The sequence below is a fragment of the Runella rosea genome, assembly GCF_003325355.1.
Classification (GTDB): Bacteria; Bacteroidota; Bacteroidia; order Cytophagales; family Spirosomataceae; genus Runella; species Runella rosea.
In genome coordinates this window covers 5823154-5842429 of the sequence record NZ_CP030850.1, presented here as the reverse complement: position 1 = coordinate 5842429, position 19276 = coordinate 5823154, and the positions used below count along the sequence as shown (strand labels likewise).

Here is a 19276-nt window from a genome sequence, read left to right as displayed (position 1 = left end):
TTTTGAGACAGCCTCTGTTTTGTTGATTTAGGAAGCTATTAATTTACTAGTTGGGACAATCACCAATGACCGCCTGAAACGTAGTACCCGCTGCGCTGAAGCCTGGCAGGAGTGTAACAGACTGGCTGCCTCGATACTCCACCGTAGCGCCTGACACCTGATTCGTCGCCGTGATTCGGCCACCTGTTTTCAACACTGTTCCGCCCGTTATCGGCTCGCTCACGCTTAGCACGGCAGGTCCAGTGCTGCCTGTGCTTTGGCTCTCATAGCACCCCATATCGACAATCGCCAAGCCCGTTGTATAAGGACGAACATTTCCGTCTAAATCCTGATTCAACGTACTCACCGCGTTGTCTCCTGCATTAATCGCCGGAGAACATGGCTGCAAGCGATAATCTCCCAAATTTACCGTCGGTGCCAGACCACTTGACGTCGCTTTGATAAATCGTGGGTTTTGGTTCAGGTTGCCAGTTCCAGCAAATCCACCTTCCACAATGCTGTATCGAATACTGATACCGGGCGTTGTTTGAAAACCACTGTTGCCCCATAAAATACTATTTTGCAAAGTCCCCGACGAATTTGTATTAAAAATACCTCCAGGCGTACCGCTAACGCTTTGATTGGAGGCAATCGTACAATGCGTCAGTATCGGGGCGCTGTAATTGAGGTACAAGCCACCGCCTAGTCCTTTATTGGAAACAATGAGAAGGTTTTCAAAATGCGGACGCCCCGCCCGTTCCAGATAGATACCGCCCCCGAAGGTCGCTTCATTGCCAACGATAATACTGTTCGTGATACTTACCTCACTGCTGTCTTTCAGCAGAATTCCACCACCGCCAATCGCCCGATTATTGGCAATAACACAGTTCGTTATCAAACCTTTACTCCTGTTAATTGCTAATATCCCACCTCCCGACGACAGCAAGGAGGGTTGGTCCAAATCAGCGCCTTGTGTCGGTACGTAAAAATCAGCGTAACCTTTCTCAATTACAAAGCCGTCCAAACGAGTTGTGTCATTTGTAGCGCTCAATACAACCACGTGGTTTACGTTGTCGCTCAAAGATGAAGTACCGATTTCTCCACTTAATACCGTCTTTTGCGTATTCCAATTCCGTTGACTCAGCTCGGTTTCTGTTCCTACAAAACCTCCGTAAACCTGTATCCCTGAAGGAATCTCAAATACATCTCGGCGCAAAGAGCCTGGCTTATAAGTACCCGCGGCTACCCATACCTGAATATCTTCCCCTGTCAATGCCGAAGCTGCACTCAAACCCGCCTGTAAACTTGCAAAAGCTTTGCTCCAACTGCTCCCATCCTGACTCGGAGAAGTGTTTGCACCGTTGACGTAAATAATTTGGGCAAGATTCGGTGCGACGATAGACACCAATGCCGTGTCTGTCACTTCGGCACAACTACCACTAGCGGCTATTGTATAAGTTACCGTGTAACTGCCAGAAGTACTCGTAGCTAAATTGATTTCCCCAGTTGATGCGTTAAGCGATAACCCTGAAGGGGTAGCGCTGAAAGCTCCACCCGCCGTACCCGTGAGGGTTACCGTCGCTGTGCCTACATTGACGTATGGACTACCCACATAAGTTATAGTAGCCGTTGGCTCTGACACGACATTAATCGTCTGAGAGGTAGACGTCGCTACGCACGTAGGATTGCTTTGCAAACGGACGCTGAAAGTGTAGTTGGCAGGGGACAACAATGAAAATGTATTGCTCAATTGCCAGTTCATCCCATCTTTCGAGTATTCCAAAGTGCCCGAGCCCGTGGCGTTGACCACCGCCGTACCCGTTGGAACCCCGCAAGTCGGCTGAGTCAACGTAACCCCTGTCAGCGTTGGTGCACCCGGCACGACATTAATCGTCTGAGAGGTAGACGTCGCTACGCACGTAGGATTGCTTTGCAAACGGACGCTGAAAGTGTAGTTGGCAGGGGACAACAATGAAAATGTATTGCTCAATTGCCAGTTCATGCCATCTTTCGAGTATTCCAAAGTGCCCGAGCCCGTGGCGTTGACCACCGCCGTACCCGTCGGAACCCCGCAAGTCGGCTGAGTCAACGTAACCCCTGTCAGCGTTGGTGCACCCGGTACGACATTAATCGTCTGAGAGGTAGACGTCGCTACGCACGTAGGATTGCTTTGCAAACGGACGCTGAAAGTGTAATTGGCAGGGGACAACAATGAAAACGTATTGCTCAATTGCCAGTTCATGCCATCTTTTGAGTATTCCAAAGTGCCCGAGCCCGTGGCGTTGACCACCGCCGTACCCGTTGGAACCCCGCAAGTCGGCTGCGTCAATGTCACATCTGTCAGCGTTGGTGCACCAGGTACGACATTGATCGTCTGAGAGGTAGACGTCGCTACGCACGTAGGATTGCTTTGCAAACGGACGCTGAAAGTGTAGTTGGCAGGGGACAACAATGAAAATGTATTGCTCAATTGCCAGTTCATGCCATCTTTCGAGTATTCCAAAGTGCCCGAACCCGTGGCGTTGACCACCGCCGTACCCGTCGGAACCCCGCAAGTCGGCTGAGTCAACGTAACCCCTGTCAGCGTTGGTGCACCCGGCACGACATTAATCGTCTGAGAGGTAGACGTCGCTACGCACGTAGGATTGCTTTGCAAACGGACGCTGAAAGTGTAATTGGCGGGGGACAACAATGAAAACGTATTGCTCAATTGCCAGTTCATGCCATCTTTTGAGTATTCCAAAGTGCCCGAGCCCGTGGCGTTGACCACCGCCGTACCCGTTGGAACCCCGCAAGTCGGCTGCGTCAATGTCACATCTGTCAGCGTTGGTGCACCAGGTACGACATTAATCGTCTGCGAGGTAGACGTCGCTACGCACGTAGGATTGCTTTGCAAACGGACGCTGAAAGTGTAGTTAGCGGGGGACAACAATGAAAATGTATTGCTCAATTGCCAGTTCATGCCATCTTTCGAGTATTCCAAAGTGCCCGAGCCCGTGGCGTTGACCACCGCCGTACCCGTCGGAACCCCGCAAGTCGGCTGCGTCAACGTAACCCCTGTCAGCGTTGGTGCACCAGGAACGACATTGATCGTCTGAGAGGTAGACGTCGCTACGCACGTAGGATTGCTTTGCAAACGGACGCTGAAAGTGTAGTTGGCAGGGGACAACAATGAAAACGTATTGCTCAATTGCCAGTTCATGCCATCTTTTGAGTATTCCAAAGTGCCCGAGCCCGTGGCGTTGACCACCGCCGTACCCGTCGGAACCCCGCAGGTCGGCTGCGTCAACGTAACCCCTGTCAGCGTTGGTGCACCAGGTACGACATTGACAACTAAACTCAAGGCTTCTGAAATACAACCTGAAGCAGTGTTTTTGGCCGTTACCGAATAGGTATTTGGTGCCAATCCACTGAAAGTACCACTAGATTGATACGTCCCACCTACGCTATATTGGATATTTCCACCCGTTGGTGCAGTTACCACAATCGTTCCCGTTGGCGTAGTGCAATCAGGTTGGGCAGTAACCGAAGCCGTTGGTGCCGCAAAAGCAGGACAAGCAACAGTAATGACCACGTCATTTCCCGTTCCTCCCGTATAAGAAATTGTCGCATTCAAACCGCTTCCTAAAAAATTCGCAAGGGTGGCGCCTTCTGCCAAGCCATTGAATGTCCCTATGATGGCATCACTGCCATCGTTGTTGACAATCGTAAATGTTGCCCCACCTAGCGGAATAAACGCATTGATTGTACTAAGTACCAAATCTAAGCCAGTCAGATTCACACTGCCCGCTACATTCAATTGGCGATAATCTGTATCTACCGTGGTACCGTTAATAACAATATTGAGGTCATTTCCTGCGGTAAAGGCAACAGTTCCGGCACTGGCATCAATCCCGGCAGCAGTGGGACTAATCCCTCCGACTGCATTGATATTTAAAATTCCACCGTTGGTATTGAGTGATGAAGCATTCAGATTAACTGTGCCGCCAGAAGTTAGATTCAAGGTAGTATTAACGGCGCGGCTGATGGCCGCGCTGACGGTAATTACTCCGCTGTTGGTATTGCCTACGTTGATGGTTCCTGCGGTGATTCTGTCTAGTTCAGCATCTGTAAGACTAAGTGGACCGCCGAGGGTATTGCTGGATGCTCCAAGGTCAACGCCCACTCCGTTGGTATAAGGCCGCAGGGTTACGCTGCTCGCTGTATTGGTGCTGATGGCAGAAGTGCCCGACATATCGAGGCTATTGGTAATGAGGGTAATATTTCCACCGTTGGTGAGGGTAGAGATAGATCCTTCTGATTCCATCAATATGCCAGTACCGCTGCCTCCTTCGATTCCTGTCACCTGAATAGTACCGCTGGTGGTACTGCTGAGCGCGTCGGCCCCGCTGATAGACACTCCAGCATTGAAAAGCCCCGTAGAACTTCCAGCCGTTCCCTGAACGATAATGGCTTTACCGTTTCCTGCCGTAACAGAACCAACAATTTCTACCCCATAACTACCGAATTGGGCAGTGGCATCGGAACTGCCAACACCTATCAGGGTGATGGTGCCGTCGTTGGTAGTGACAGGGCTATCAATAATAACCCCGTGACTAAAGGATTTGCTGGCGCCTGTTCCCTGTAAATAGATGTTACCCGTTCCGCCAGCACTTATAGGCCCATCCACATTTATACCTGAATTGCCCGTGGATGTTCCCGTACCATTTCCACCCATTCCAATAAGTTGAATATTTCCGTCATTGGTAATAACTTGAGAATTACTATCGTTTATGTTTATACCGTAGTTGAAACTTTGAGAACTGGTCGAACCCGTTCCCTCCATGTATATATCACCTGTACCACCAGCAGCAACACGACTTGCAAAATCCAAACGAATACCTTCATTAGTGTTAGATTCACTCGCTCCTCCTGCTTGCCCCGTAAGGCTGATGTCGCCGTTGGTGGAGGTAATTGAACTTGCATCCAAATAAATACCCAAATGGTAACCGTCAGTACCATTTCCTCCCGTTCCTTGGGCAGTTACAGTACCTGTTCCTCCCGCAGAAATTAACCCTGTATTTTCGAGATATAAGCCATGGTTGTTACCAGAATTAGCACTTCCCCCACTTTGTCCCGTTACCCGTACGTTGCCCCCTGAGGAAGTAATCGTTCCGCCATTTAGATAAACTCCAAAAGTATTTCCTGCTGTGATGTTTGCCCCCGTACCTTGCACAGTAACAGTACCCGTTGCTCCAGCAGTAATCATGCCTGAGGTTTCGACCACTACACCATGTTGATTATATCCGCCCTCAAGACCACCTCCTTGACCTATTACGCTAACATTGCCGCCTAAAGAGGTGATTTTAGAATTAGTACCCGTTACTGACACACCAATATTTTCATTGCCAGCTGCGGCACCACCCGTGCCCGTTAGGGAGATTGGTGCTGTTCCACCTTCTAGCAGGCCTCCATTGTTTACGGAAATTCCTGATTTATAACCTTCAAGACCGCTTTTGCCTTTTATCGTTAGTTGTCCATTGCCAGTTACTTTTAGTGCCCCACCTTGGACATCAACCCCGGCAAAATCGCCTGCTGAAGGCGTCGTCTGTTGATTGGCTTCTACCAACAAGTTACCGTTTTGGGTAAGTAGGCTACTGCCCGCATTGACGGTCACGTTTTTGCTTACTTTAAGCGTCGCTGTGCCCGTGCCTGAAAGCACAAGATTAGCATCAACGGCAAAGTTGATGGCATCTACCCCTGGCGTAGCATCGTCGTTTTGTAAATCCACCTCCAAATTGGCATTGCTGGCAAAGGTGATGTCTCCGTTGAAATTCACTGCATCGTCGCCTGTGCCGCCGTTGATGGTGAGCGATGGGAGATTGCTCGAAAACGCTCCTACGTTGATGATGTCGTTACCGACTGCGGTATTGACCGTAATGCTTGTTTTGCCCGCAAGGGCTATGTCGACGGGGAAGTTGGTGGCGATGCCGCCATTCAAACTAAACTTACGCCCCGTGACGTTGAAACGAATATCAGCGCTGTTTTGGCTGATGTCCAACGTCTCTCCATTGCCCGATACGTCAGTGATGATGAGGTTGTTGCCTGCGGTTGTGATGGTATAGTCAGGATTAACCACTGCCACACTGATCACCACGTCGTTTCCGTCGCCTCCCGTATAGGAAATGGTAGCATTGAGGCCGCTACCCAAGAAGTTAGAAATGGTGGCACCCTGTGCCAGACCTGTAAAAGTACCCGTGATGGCGTCGCTGCCGTCGTTGTTGACAATAATAAATGTATTTCCTCCCACGGGGGCATAGCTGCCGCTGAGCACCAAATCCAAGCCCGTCAGATTCACGCTGCCCGCTACATTCAGTTGGCTATAGTCCGTATCAGCCGTGGTGCCGTTGATGACAATGTTCAGATCATTGCCTGCCGTAAAAGAGGCCGTCCCGACGGCAACATCGGCTCCTGCCGCTGTGGGGTTCACCCCGCCGCCAGCATTGATGGAAAGATTGCCGCCGTTCAGATTGAGCGAAGACGCATTCAGATTCACCGCTCCGCCTGAAGTCAGGTTCATCGCGGTATTGGCAGATCGGCTGATGGCCGTGCTGACGGTAATGGCTCCGCTGTTGGCATCACCTATTTGAAGTGTACCTGCCGTGATGCGGTCGAGTTCGGCATCTGCAAGACTAAGCGGCCCGCCGAGGGGATTCGTCGCAGCTCCCAAGTCGATAGCTACCCCGTTGGTATAGGGACGTAAGGTAACGGTGCCGGAGGCGTTGGTGCTGATAATCGCCGTATTGATTATATTCATACTGTTGGCAATAAACGTAATATTGCCGCCATTAGCCGTTGTCGTAATTTGCCCTCCTGAAACAGATTCAATCTCTATTCCTGTTCCACTACCACCTTCAATACCCGTTACGTTAATGCTTCCACCCGTTGTGCTGCTGATGGTTCCTCTGAGATACACCCCGAGATTTGACGTACCCGTTGAGCTTCCGGCTGTTCCCTGAATACTGATTGCTTTGCCATTACCGGCCGAAATCGTCCCACCAAAATTTAATAATACCCCATAACTTCCGAATTGAGCGGTGGCATCGGCTCCACCTACCCCCACGATCGTTATGGTACCGTCGTTGGTTGTGACCGACCTCCCTATATCTACTCCATGACTGAAAGACTGATTCGCCCCGGTTCCTTCAATGTAAATATTCCCTGTTCCGCCCGCTGTGACGCTACCACTGAGGCCTACACCTGTATTGCCAGTAGAGTTGGCAAAGACTGAAGGAAGGCCTTGGCCGCCCTGTCCAATGATTCGGATATTTCCATTATTGGTGGTGATTTCACAAGTAAGGTTATCAATTTGAACTCCATAGTTATAACTTTCTGTACTGCTCGAACCCGTTCCTTCTACGGTTACTGAGCCTGTGCCACCCGCTGCCACCCGGCTGGCCTCTTCTAATATTATACCTCTATTTCTACTGCTCGTACTCATTCCTCCTGCCTGTCCGGTCAGGCTGATGTTGCCGTTGGCAGAAGTAATGGCACTTCCTGTCAGTTTAATACCTTCATTTCCCCCATCTGTTCCAGTGCCCCCGGTACCACGGACCGTCACGGTACCGGCACCTCCCGCCGAGAGCAATCCCGAGCTTTCAAGGTGTACTCCGTAGTTGCTGCGAGCCGTACCGGTTCCTCCCCCTTGCCCCGTCACGCTTACGTTGCCGCCCAATGAGGTGATCGTTCCGCCATTAATATGTACGCCAATAGCAAAGCCTTTGGATAAGCTTGCGCCGGTTCCTAGCACCGTCACGTTGCCGGTACCTCCGGCGGTAATCATGCCCGAGGTTTTCACTTCTACCCCGCTTTGATTACCACTGCCACTTTCAGGAGCACCAACGAAGCCTCCGCCTTCCCCCGTTACGTTTACATTTCCTCCCGACGAGGTGATTTTAGAATTGGCACCCATGACCATCACGCCTCGGTTTCCATTGGCCATTCCGCCCGTACCTATTACCGAGAGTTGTGCGGTTCCTCCTTCAATAAGGCCGCCGTTGTTGACCAAAATCCCCGATTTAAAGCCCTCTGTACCGTTTTTCCCTTTCACGCTTGCCTGCCCGCTGCCCGTTACTTTGAGTGTGCCACCATTGACATCAACTCCAAAAAAATCCCCGGTTGTGGGGGTTGTCTGCTGATTGGTCTCAACGGTGAGGTTGCCGTTTTGGGTAATCAGGCTGCCACCGGTATTGACCGTCAGGTTTTTACTCACCTTCACCGTGGCCGTGCCTGTTCCTGAAAGTGTCACGACGGCATTGGATGCAATCACTACGGCGTCGGTGCCGGGGGTAGCATCGTCGTTTTGTAGATCTAAGTCCAGATTGGCATTGGCGGCCAAGGTAAGGTTGCCGTTGAAGTTCACGGCATCGTCGCCCGTACCGCCGTTGATGGTGAGCGACGGGAGATTACTACTAAAAGCACCAATATTGATGATGTCGTTGCCGACGGCCGTATTGACCGTAATGCTTGTTTTGCCCGCCAGGGCTAGGTCGGCGGGGAAGTTGGTGGCGATGCCGCCATTCAAACTAAACTTACGCCCCGTGACGTTGAAACGAATATTGGTGCTGTTTTGGCTGATATCCAACGTCTCTCCATTGCCCGATACATCATTGATAATGAGGCTATTGCCTGCGGTGGTGATGGTATAGTCAGGATTAACAACCGCCACACTGATCACCACGTCGTTTCCGTCGCCTCCCGTATAGGAAATCGTAGCGTTGAGGCCACTTCCTCTGAAATTGGGAAGAGTGGCTCCCTGCGCCAAACCGTTGAAAGTACCCGTGATGGCGTCGCTGCTGCCGTCATTGTCAATAATAGTGAAGGTCTCGCTGCCGGTGGGGGTGTAAGAACCTGTTAAGAGTAAATCTACGCCTGTCAAGTTCACCGATCCTGCTACTTTAAGTTGCGAGTACGTACTGCCGGTACCATCACCTTCGGTTGTTCCGTTGATGGCAATTTGTAAATCGCCGGCAAAAGAAAGGGTAGTTGCCGTTACGTCGGTGCCGTTAAAAGTAGGTTTCACGGCTTTGGGCGAGGTGCCGGGGTCGAGTAACAGTGTACCGCCGTTGGTATTAATACTTCCTCCGCTGATGACCACATCACCGCTACTGATGAGTTGTACATTGGTAGCAGTTGGGCGATCAATCACGGCTCCAACGGTGACGTCCCCCGCGGTGGCATCACCGATGATGAGTGTGCCCGTACTGATTCTATCCAATTCAAAGTCGGAGAGCATGAGAGGGTCGGTGACCCCATCAAAACCCCCAAAAATACTGATCTCTTTGCCGGCGGTGAAAGGTTTGATGGTCACGCTGCCGGCGGCAGTGGTTCTGATGTCAGGTGCATTTACAATGTAAAAACTGTTGGTAATGATGGAGATATTGCCGCCGTGAACATTGGTTAGAATGCTTGATACAGGAGCAGACATTTGTTTGGACATGTATATACCATAGGTACCCAGGCTTCCGCCACCGAGCTTTCCGGTCAATGTAATATTTCCGCCTTTCGAAGTGACTAAGCCTTCAAGGGCTAATCCATTGTTGGAAATTCCGGTCCCCGCACCGCCTTGACCGGTGATATCGACCGTTCCGGAACCACCGGCGGACAGTTCACCGTCCGCTAAAAAAATGCCTGCATTTAATGCACTTGCCCCCGAGCCTCCTCCTGTGCCGGTAATCGTGACATTGCCACCCGTATCATTGGAAGTAATTTTGCCTGAAGCCTGCACCGATATTCCCGAATTGGAATTGCCGGTGGCATTTAATCCACCCTGTCCGACAACAGTAACGTTGCCCCCGGCAGAGGTAATCTCACCGGAGCTTGTCACTCGTACCCCCACATTCCCGCCGCTCGTTCCTGAGCCGCCACCGGTACCGGTTACGTTGACCGGTCCGCCCAACGAAAATATACGGGAATTGGCATCGGTTAACCAAACACCATAATTACTGCTACCGCTGGAGGCTCCACCAGTTCCCACGACCATAACGGCATTGGCCCCTTCACCGCCGAGGATTTTCCCTCCCGCCGCCAGTTTGACTCCCTGTTGGCTTCCTGACGCATCATCTCCGCCTTTGCCTTTCACCGTGAGGGTGCCGTTAATAGACGTTTGGAGTTGGGTATTTGTGCCTGTGATGAGCACTCCGATAAAATTACCGGCGGTAGGTATAGCCTGCTGATTGGCCTCGACGGTGAGATTGCCGTTGACCGTAATAAGCGTACTTCCTGTATTGAACGTAACGTTTTTGCTCACTTTGACCGTGGCAGCCCCCGTACCTGAAAGTACCAGATTGGCACCGGTCGCAAACGTGACGGCATCGGTGCCGGGGCTTGCGTCATCATTTTGCAGGTCAAGATTCAGGTTGGCATTGACGGCAAAAGTAATGTCTCCGTTCATAAATACTTGGTCGTCGCCGGTGCCGCCGTTGATGGTGATGGAAGGCAAGGTGGCCGTGAAAGCACCTACATTGATAACGTCGTTGCCAACGCCCGCATTGATGGTTAGGCTTGTTTTTCCGGAAAGCGGCACATCGGCCGGAGTTACGTTGAACGACTGCGCTGCCGCGCCATCTATGCTGTACGTTTTACCCGCGACGTTGAATCGGATGTTACTTCCACCTCCGCTTTCACTCACGGCAAGGGTTTCGCCTGTGCCAGTTACATCGGTAATGACTACGTTGCCGCCGGTGGTAGTGATGGTATAATCAGCCGATTGCACAGTCAGCATGATGGGAACCGCGGTGTCGGTCGTGCATACATCCGAAGCAACGACCGTGATGGTGTAAATGCCTACCGGAATAGTGTTAGGAACAGTCACTGCACCGGTTAAATTATTCACCGTAATGGTGGCCGGAGATGGAGAAGGAGAAACGCTCTGCAGGAAAACTTGGGTCGCGCCATTATCAACTGGGCCGGTAGCCGGAAGAATAGTGCCGCCTGCGCCAGAGCTGATGATGGCATTGTTGTAGGTCAGCGTTGGGGGCGTATTGGCCGTCACATTGACCGTAAAGTTGGCCGTAGCCGTGCCGCCGTTGCCATCGGTCACCGTCAGCACCACCGTGTTATTGCCAATTACCGCGGAACAATTGGCCGCTATGGTGGCGGTGATAGTACCTGAAGTATTGACAATATTGGTCACAGTGATGGCCGTCGGAACCGTCGTCGCCGTGACGACCAGATTTCCGGCGGGCGTTTCGGAGTCGTTGACCGTGGCGATGGTAACACTTGAACCGGGAGTGCTCTGTTGACGGGTAACGGCGGCGGCGGCCATGATGGTGGGGTTGGTATTATTGACCGCAATCACAATTACCACATCATTATTGCCCGAACCGCCTGTATAACTAATGGTCGCATTTAAGCCGCTTTCCCGGAAATTGGAAAGGGTTGCTCCTTCCGCCAATCCGGTAAATGTTCCCGTAACGGCATCGGAGCCATCATTGTCTATGAGGGTGAAGGTTTCACCGCCTACGGGCACATAACTTCCCTCAAAAAGTAAAGCTACGCCCGTCAGGTTCACCGCACCTGCCACTTTGAGTTGCGAGTAGGTACTGCCGGTGCCATCACCTGCGGTTGTTCCGTTGAGGGCGATGCTTAAATCACCGGCAAAAGAAAGGGTCGTTGCCGTTACGTCTGTGCCGTTAAAAGTAGGTTTCACTGCTTTGGGAGAAGTGCCGGGGTCGAGTAATAAGGTGCCGCCGCCGGTATTGAATCCGCCGCCGTTCATCAGCACATCGCCACCGCTGACGAGTTGTACATTGGTGCTGGCGGGGCGGGTGATATCTGCGGAAACCGTGAGGTTACCGCTGTTGCTATTGCCAAAGATGAGGGTGCCCGTGGTAACCTGATCTAACTCAGCATCGCTGAGACCCAGCGGCCCACTGATGGTATTTGAACTCGTACCCAAGTTGATTGGCACGTTGTTGGTGTATGGGCGCACGGTGGTGTTGCCAAGCAATTGGGTGCTGACGGTGCCACCCAAATCCATGCTGTTGGCGATGAGGGTGATGTTACCATCATTCGTCGCCGTGGTGAGCGCAGCCGGAAGTGTATGACTGATGCCAATGCTGCCTGACCCGCTACCTTCGATGCCAGTTACGGTTATATTGCCCCCACTTGAAGTGATTTGAGCGCCGGAACTTGCTGTTTTAACCCCAAAATTGCTGCCACCAGTAGTTCCGCCCCCCTGTCCGCTTACCGTTACTGTACCGGTGCCACCGGCGGTAATGGTGCCACCCAATTCCATCCAAATACCGTAATTATTGTTACCAGAGCCGGTTCCACCACCGACTCCAGTAACGCTCACATTTCCACTGGAGGATGTAATAAAGGTATTTGTCGAACCTGCTACATAAACCCCTGCGTTAAAGTTACCCGTGCCTGCACCGCCCGTACCACTCACGGTCACAGTGCCGCTGCCCCCCGCAGTGATGGTTCCATTTGTGGTTACGGCTACACCCCGGCCAGTAGAACTGGCGCCCGTACTTCCTCCCGAACCCACAACCGATACATTCCCACCCAAGGAGCTAATGCGTGCATTGGTACCTGTGACATATACGCCAATGTTGCCATTGGCTGATCCAGCACCCGCTGAGCCTTCTATGGTGGCCGTGGCGTTAGTGCCACCACTGATCAATCCTCCATTTTGTACCAAAATACCAAATTGGTTGATTACCGAGTCGTTGCCACTTTTGCCTCTGACCGTCAGGGTTCCTGTGCCATTGACCCTTACCGTAGCGCCACTGACTGCTATTCCGATGAAGTTGCCCGTAGTGGCCGTGGCCTGTTGATTGGCTTCCAGGGTTAGGTTGCCGTTGGTCGTTTCGAGTGAAGCTGTGCCATTGCTAAAGTTAATGTTGCGGCTCACTTTTATTACAGCGGCACCGGTGCCTGAGAGCACCAGGTTGGCACTGTTGGTAAAGGTAACCTGATCGGTGCCGGGGGTGGCATCATCGTTTTGCAAATCCACATCCAGGTTGGTATTGGCAGCGAAGGTGATATCGCCATTGAAATTCACCTGGTCATCACCTGTACCACCGTTGATGGTCAGACCAGGCAGGTTGGCGCTAAATGCACCGACATTGATGACATCATTGCCATTGCCTGCATTGATGGTAATGCCAGTTTTGCCGGCAAGGGCAATATCGGCAGGCGTGGTAAACGGCGTTGTGGCACCACCATCTATGCTGTATGTTTTGCCAGTGACGTTAAAACGAATGTTGCTGCCGCTTTGCGATACTTCAAGGGTTTCGCCCGTGCCCGTTATGTCGGTAATAACTACGTTGCCTCCGGTGGTGGTGATGCTGTAATCAGCAGGCAGCGTACCGGTTCCCTGAATGTTAAAAGTGTAGGGGTTTTCGTTTGAATCATCATTGGCAATGCTTACTATCGCCGTTCGCGTTCCAGTAACGGTAGGGTCGAACGTGATACCGAAAGTTGAATTGCCGTTAGACCCAATACTTGCCGCAGAGGGCTGGGTCGTTACAGTAAAGTCAGACGTGTGACCGGTCAGCGTCACTCTGGGGTTGTTGGCGCTTAAGTTCAACGTACCTGAGCCCGTATTTTCAATGGTAAAGGTGCGCGTTACGGTTCCGCCCGTGACCAAGGCAGAACCAAAATCGGTATGGTCGGCGGCAGACGGAGTATTGGTCCCGTCGCCGACGATGCTGTTGCCGTTTCCTCTGAGGTTGATTTCAGGAGGGGTCGCGGTTATATTTATCAAAAATACCGCATCATTTAATGATACCGTACCGCCTATCGTGGAAGATATCCCTCCGCTTGAGTACGGATTTGCGGCCGAACCTTCAAGAGCAACTGAATTTACAAGGCTCAACCCTACAGCCGAAAACCCAAAATAATAGGTTTGCCCCGAAACTACCGGGACGTTGAAAGAGAAATCATGAGGACCCGAGGCTTCTATACCGGTCAGAACAGGACTGCCGGAGCCAATACCCCCACCTGAACTATTGTAAATATTTAAACTTAATGTGGTGCCAACCAAAGTTAACGAAGTGGCTAAATTTAAACGAATATTCGTGATATTACCCGTACAGGACGGAACGAATGAATGAAATGAATTAGGGAGCCCGCCTGCGTTGGTTGACAGTATTACTGATCCTCCGCCTTCAAACTGGGGAATATCACAGGGGCCACAAGAAAGAGCCGTTAAAGTGGCTCCATTGGAGTTTGTACTGCCAGCTCCATTTGTTACCACACATCTGTACATATAATTGTTCAGACCGGTGGTATTACTAATGGATAACGTTGGAGTAGCAGCGTTGGAATAGACCCCTCCATCAGTGATGTTATTGTATTGAGCACCGCCATTGGTACTCACCTGCCATCGATAGGATGTTGCCCCCGTAGCCGAAACATTAAAGGTGGTAGAGGTACCTACGCATACCATTTTACTTGCTGGCGAGTTCGAAATGGCGGGAGGAGTTTCTCCCGTTCCCTGAATACTGAAATTGTAAGGGTTTTCATCGCTGTCATTATTGGCAATGCTCACGGTAGCCGTTCTTAAACCACTTGCCGACGGGTCAAAGGTGATTTGGAAAGTGGTGGTGCCATTGGTGGCTGCCACTGGCGTGGTTGGTAATTGAGTCACCGTAAAATCTCCCGCATTTGGGCCACTGATACTCACCAAAGGGTTACCCGAAAGGTTCAATGCGCCCGTACCCGTATTTTCGATGGTAAAGGTGCGGACAACCGTGCCCGATGCGACCAACTGCGCACCAAAATCGGTGTGGTCAGTAGTGGATGGGCTGGTATCACCGTCAACAATACTGACACCGTTGCCTTTGAGGTTCATTTCGGGAGAGGTGTTATTGTACGTAAACGGCACTACATAAAAGCAAGCTCCACCGTTTGGCGTAATTTTGGCGTACAAGGTCTGCGAACCCGTAGGCAATCCCCCCGATGGGGTGAAAGTATTGGTTGCTTGGGTATATGTACCCGCAGAGGTAGTAGCAGCCTCATTCGTAAAGATGCCATTCACATTGCCATTATACGAAGCACCAAACGTAAAAATTGGAGTGGAGTTGTTGACAACAACTGAGTTAGTCGTATTATTCACACTCCCCACCAGGTTGTTATATTTAAGCACCCCATAATTATTAGTAGTAGCTATGTAGTGCCCCAAGTCGCCTCCCATATTGGCATATCCATAATTATTAAAGACGGAGTTGCCTGAGATATCAAGGTTACCCGTAGTTTTAATAACGCCACAGTTCTGATTCGTAAACGTGGTTGCGTTTACTATTTCAATTTTACTGCTGTTGATAGTACCGCTATTGCTACTGGTTGTATTTTGGCCGTCTAGCACTAAACCAATATTTGAACCAGTTGCATTGATAGTCGCATTACTCTCATTGATAATTTTTCCTCCTGCTCCTATATAAACACCTCTGTAACCCGAGGCAGTTAGCGTGGCTCCCGTTTTGTTATTGAAAGTTCCTGCAAGATACCCCCCCCAATTTTGAGCACCATTGGCCGTAAGGGTTCCATAATTATCGAATATTGTGGTAGGAGCTGCCATATAAACCGTGTACTGATTTTGAACACTGGGATTGGTATTTGTGACAGTGGTGCTACCTCTATTAATGATCTGGGCATTGTCAATTAAATAAAGACCAGTGTTACTGTTTTGGACTATTAAATTAGCCCCTGTTTCTATTGTCAATCTCCCATTACCTGTTATGTTCACTTGTTTAACTGCAGCATTTGTACCCGTCGTAATCGTCGGGTAGGTACTAGAAGTAGGAATGACCACCGCATTCCCAGCCCCTGGCACACCATTGGGAGTCCAGTTGCAGGGGTTTGTCCAGTCGGAGCTTACCGATCCATTCCAGCCCATGTTATCTGTGGCCGTGGCTAATTGCGCACAGCCATTTTGATAAACAATAGGTACAATATAGCTGCAATTGTTCGCCGTCGATGTTATTTTTATATAAAGAGGAACAGACCCTGCTGGAAGACCATTTGAAGGAGTAAAGGTGTTGGTAGTCTGATTGTAAGTACCTGCCGAGTTGGAGAGTCCTGCATTTGTAAAAATCTCAATTGTACCATTATAAGTACCATTATAGGTAAACATCGTGGTAGCGGTGGGGTTTGCATTTACTCGTACTGAGCCGCTATTGGTGGTGATTGGATTATGAGTTAGCGTCCCTCCGACAAATACCACGCCGCCGTTTTGATTCGTAAATGTTCCTACCGCGCCTAAATTCCCTAATGTTCTGAACAGCCCAGTATTGTTAAAAGAGGAGATTCCTGCGCTATTCAGCAACATTTGTCCGCTATAGTTAGCAAAAGTAGCACACGCGTAATTGTGGAAGGTGGCATTGGAGGGATTGGAGCCATTATTGCCAATTTGAATAGGAGTTGCATTGGTAGAATTGACCACAACTGCCCCATAGTTATGGAAAACGTTGTCATCAAGACCCATCTCAAACGTACTGTTGACCCCGCCGCCCCCGCTTGTTTCAAGAATGAGTAAGCCATTGTTGGTTACGGTGGCATATTGCACCATATTAAACTTAGTCACCGTAGATTCTGTACTGCCCATACGCAGTTCGGAACCTTGACTGATAGTCAGCGAAGCTTTATTGCCGAAACCGCCATTGAGGCTGATTGATTTGGCCGCGGCATTTGTCCCAGAAGGAATGACGACGGGTACGGCATTAGAAATCACCACGGGATTGGTTTGAGTGGGCACACCATTGGGCGTCCAGTTGCAGGGGTTTGTCCAGTCATTGCTGACAGAGCCATTCCAAGACATTGATTGAGTAGCGGTAGCTACTTGGGAGCACGTAGTTGACCCCGTTCCCTGTATAGAAAACGTATAGGGATTTTCATCACTGTCATCATTGGCAATGCTCACCGTAGCGGTTCGCAGTCCACCGGCTGAAGGGTCAAAGGTGATTTGGAAAGTGGTGGTGCCATTGGTGGCTGCCACGGGCGTGGTTGGTAATTGAGTCACCGTAAAATCTCCCGCATTTATGCCACTGATACTCACCAAAGGGTTACCCGAAAGGTTCAATGCGCCCGTACCCGTATTTTCGATGGTAAAGGTGCGGACAACCGTGCCCGATGCGACCAACTGCGCACCAAAATCGGTGTGGTCAGTAGTGGATGGGCTGGTATCACCGTCAACAATGTTGACACCATTGCCTTTGAGGTTCATTTCGGGGATAACAATCGTTACCGAAGCAGTGGCCGTCACCGCATTGCAACTCCCTGAAGCTGCCACGAGATAAGTAACTGTATAGGTACCCGGCGTACTCAAACTTGGGGTGATCAGACCGGTATCTCCGTTCAGATTCAATCCCGCCGGACTTGACGTAAATGTGCCCGTAGGTGTACCGGTACGATTGACACTGACTGTACTGCCGTTTGTTGAAAATGGAGAACCTGAATAGGATATACTGGCAGTAGGTATCTGACAGCAGCTAAGGCTCGCCGACGAAACTGTGTTTGCAGTGGTGCTATACGGGGTAAAGTCAAAATCACTGGTCGAATAAACGAGCCCACTGATAGCTACCGTTTCTTTTCGCAGAGCAACCCCCGTCCCACTCGGATTCGTTGTGTACATCGGTCCATTTGCTGCTCCCCAATAGTTATTTTCAAAATTATAAAAAGTCAGGTTATCAGCCGTACCGTAAGGACCGTTTGGCGATATTCCGGCTTTGTGCGTAACCCCAAAGCTGCCGCTCGTCAGGTTATAAAAATTATTGTAATTTACATAAGTTGGGTTAGCGGCAGACGCGCTTTCCCACCCTGCAATATCTATGGCTAAGCCATTGAAAGAAGTCGATACATCATTATACATGATATTTTTACCTTTGACATTACTCGAAAGCACCGTAATAGCCCCACTGCCCAAACTTTGTCCGGTATTGGCGTTGGTGATGGTATTGTGCGTAATGTAGGCATTGGTCGGATAGTAACCCGGCGTTCCGGAGGAGAAACCAATTTGAATCCCCGCATCTACGGTACGGTTAATTCTGTTGCCTGAGATAGTTACGGCACCATCCAAATTTGGAAAACTACTCATGGATTGATAGCCACCGTAGCCATCACACAAAATACCCGCCCATTTGGTATTATCAATAATATTATTCGAAATCAAAAAACTATTCCCAGCTTCACCTAACCAAATGGCAGTGACTGGAGAAGGAGTCGGGCAGTCACCCATTGCATTATAAAAACCGATATTTTCAAAATAGTTACCCGTAATATCCCAGGCACCTCTGTTAATGGGGACGCCCGTGGGGCCACCGGTATCCGTTTTTATACCATGTCCTCTTGTATTGGAAATTTTATTGTTCCTTATTTTTAGATTCCCCGACTGAGAATAGGGACTTCCCGTAGCAAAATTGGTGTCCCAAAAACCATTTACCCGCACACTGTCAAGATGTAAGCCTTGAATCTGGGTATTTGCGGCATTATCGGTAAATATTCCATACCCAACCAAACGGGCATCGGAAGTACAGTGATTTCCTGTTTCCGAGGTTAAGGTAATCCCTTTGTTTTCAATGGTCAGATACAGATTAAACTGCTGGCCTGTTCCTGAGAATACACAGCTATTGGATGTAGCTTCGTTGGGGTTTCGGTATAAACCGTTTGTTATATACACAATATCATCCGTTACGGCGGCATTGATGGCACTCTGTATATCGGTGTAGGTGTTGGCAAAAACAGGATAGGTTACGCCATCTAAAGTAACGGTTGATGGGCGGCTTGCTCCCTGATTATTTACCCATCGAACTTGTGTGGTCGATTGCCCTATTCCCGAAACATTAAAAGTATAAGCACCCTCGCTGCTGTCGTTATTATTGACAGTTACTGTTGCCGTTCGTGTACCGGTAGCAGAGGGGTCAAATCGTATGGAAAATGTGGTACTTCCTCCCGCAGGGATACTCAAAGAGGGGCTTGTAGTAACGGTAAAATCACTTGAATTTGTACCTGTAACAGAAGGATTTCCAGTCAAGGTTAAAGTAGTGGTACCGATGTTTTCTATTGTAAAAGTTTGCGTTACAGTTGCTCCGGAAGTATACTGTCGGTTAAATGACGTATTATCGTCCGTCGAAGGGCTTGTATCTCCGCTCAAAATAGTCACATTTCGACCTTTTATGTTTATTTCTGGTTGAGCAAAGAGGGAATGGCTCAGCATCAAAGCCATAAAAAGATAAAAGAGTTTTTTCATTGGTAGCAAAATTTAAAACTTGTTAGAATGGGTTGTGGATCATAGGTCGTGGAAAAGGTCCTT

1 protein-coding gene is annotated in these 19276 nt (G+C 50.0%); it reads right to left on the bottom strand.

The window, feature by feature from the left end:
- Nucleotides 1-46: 46 nt before the first annotated feature.
- On the bottom strand, nucleotides 47-19213 hold the full coding sequence (locus DR864_RS23965; RefSeq protein WP_114069336.1) for a choice-of-anchor D domain-containing protein: 19167 nt from the start codon (nucleotides 19211-19213) through the stop codon (nucleotides 47-49).
- Nucleotides 19214-19276 lie beyond the last annotated feature (63 nt).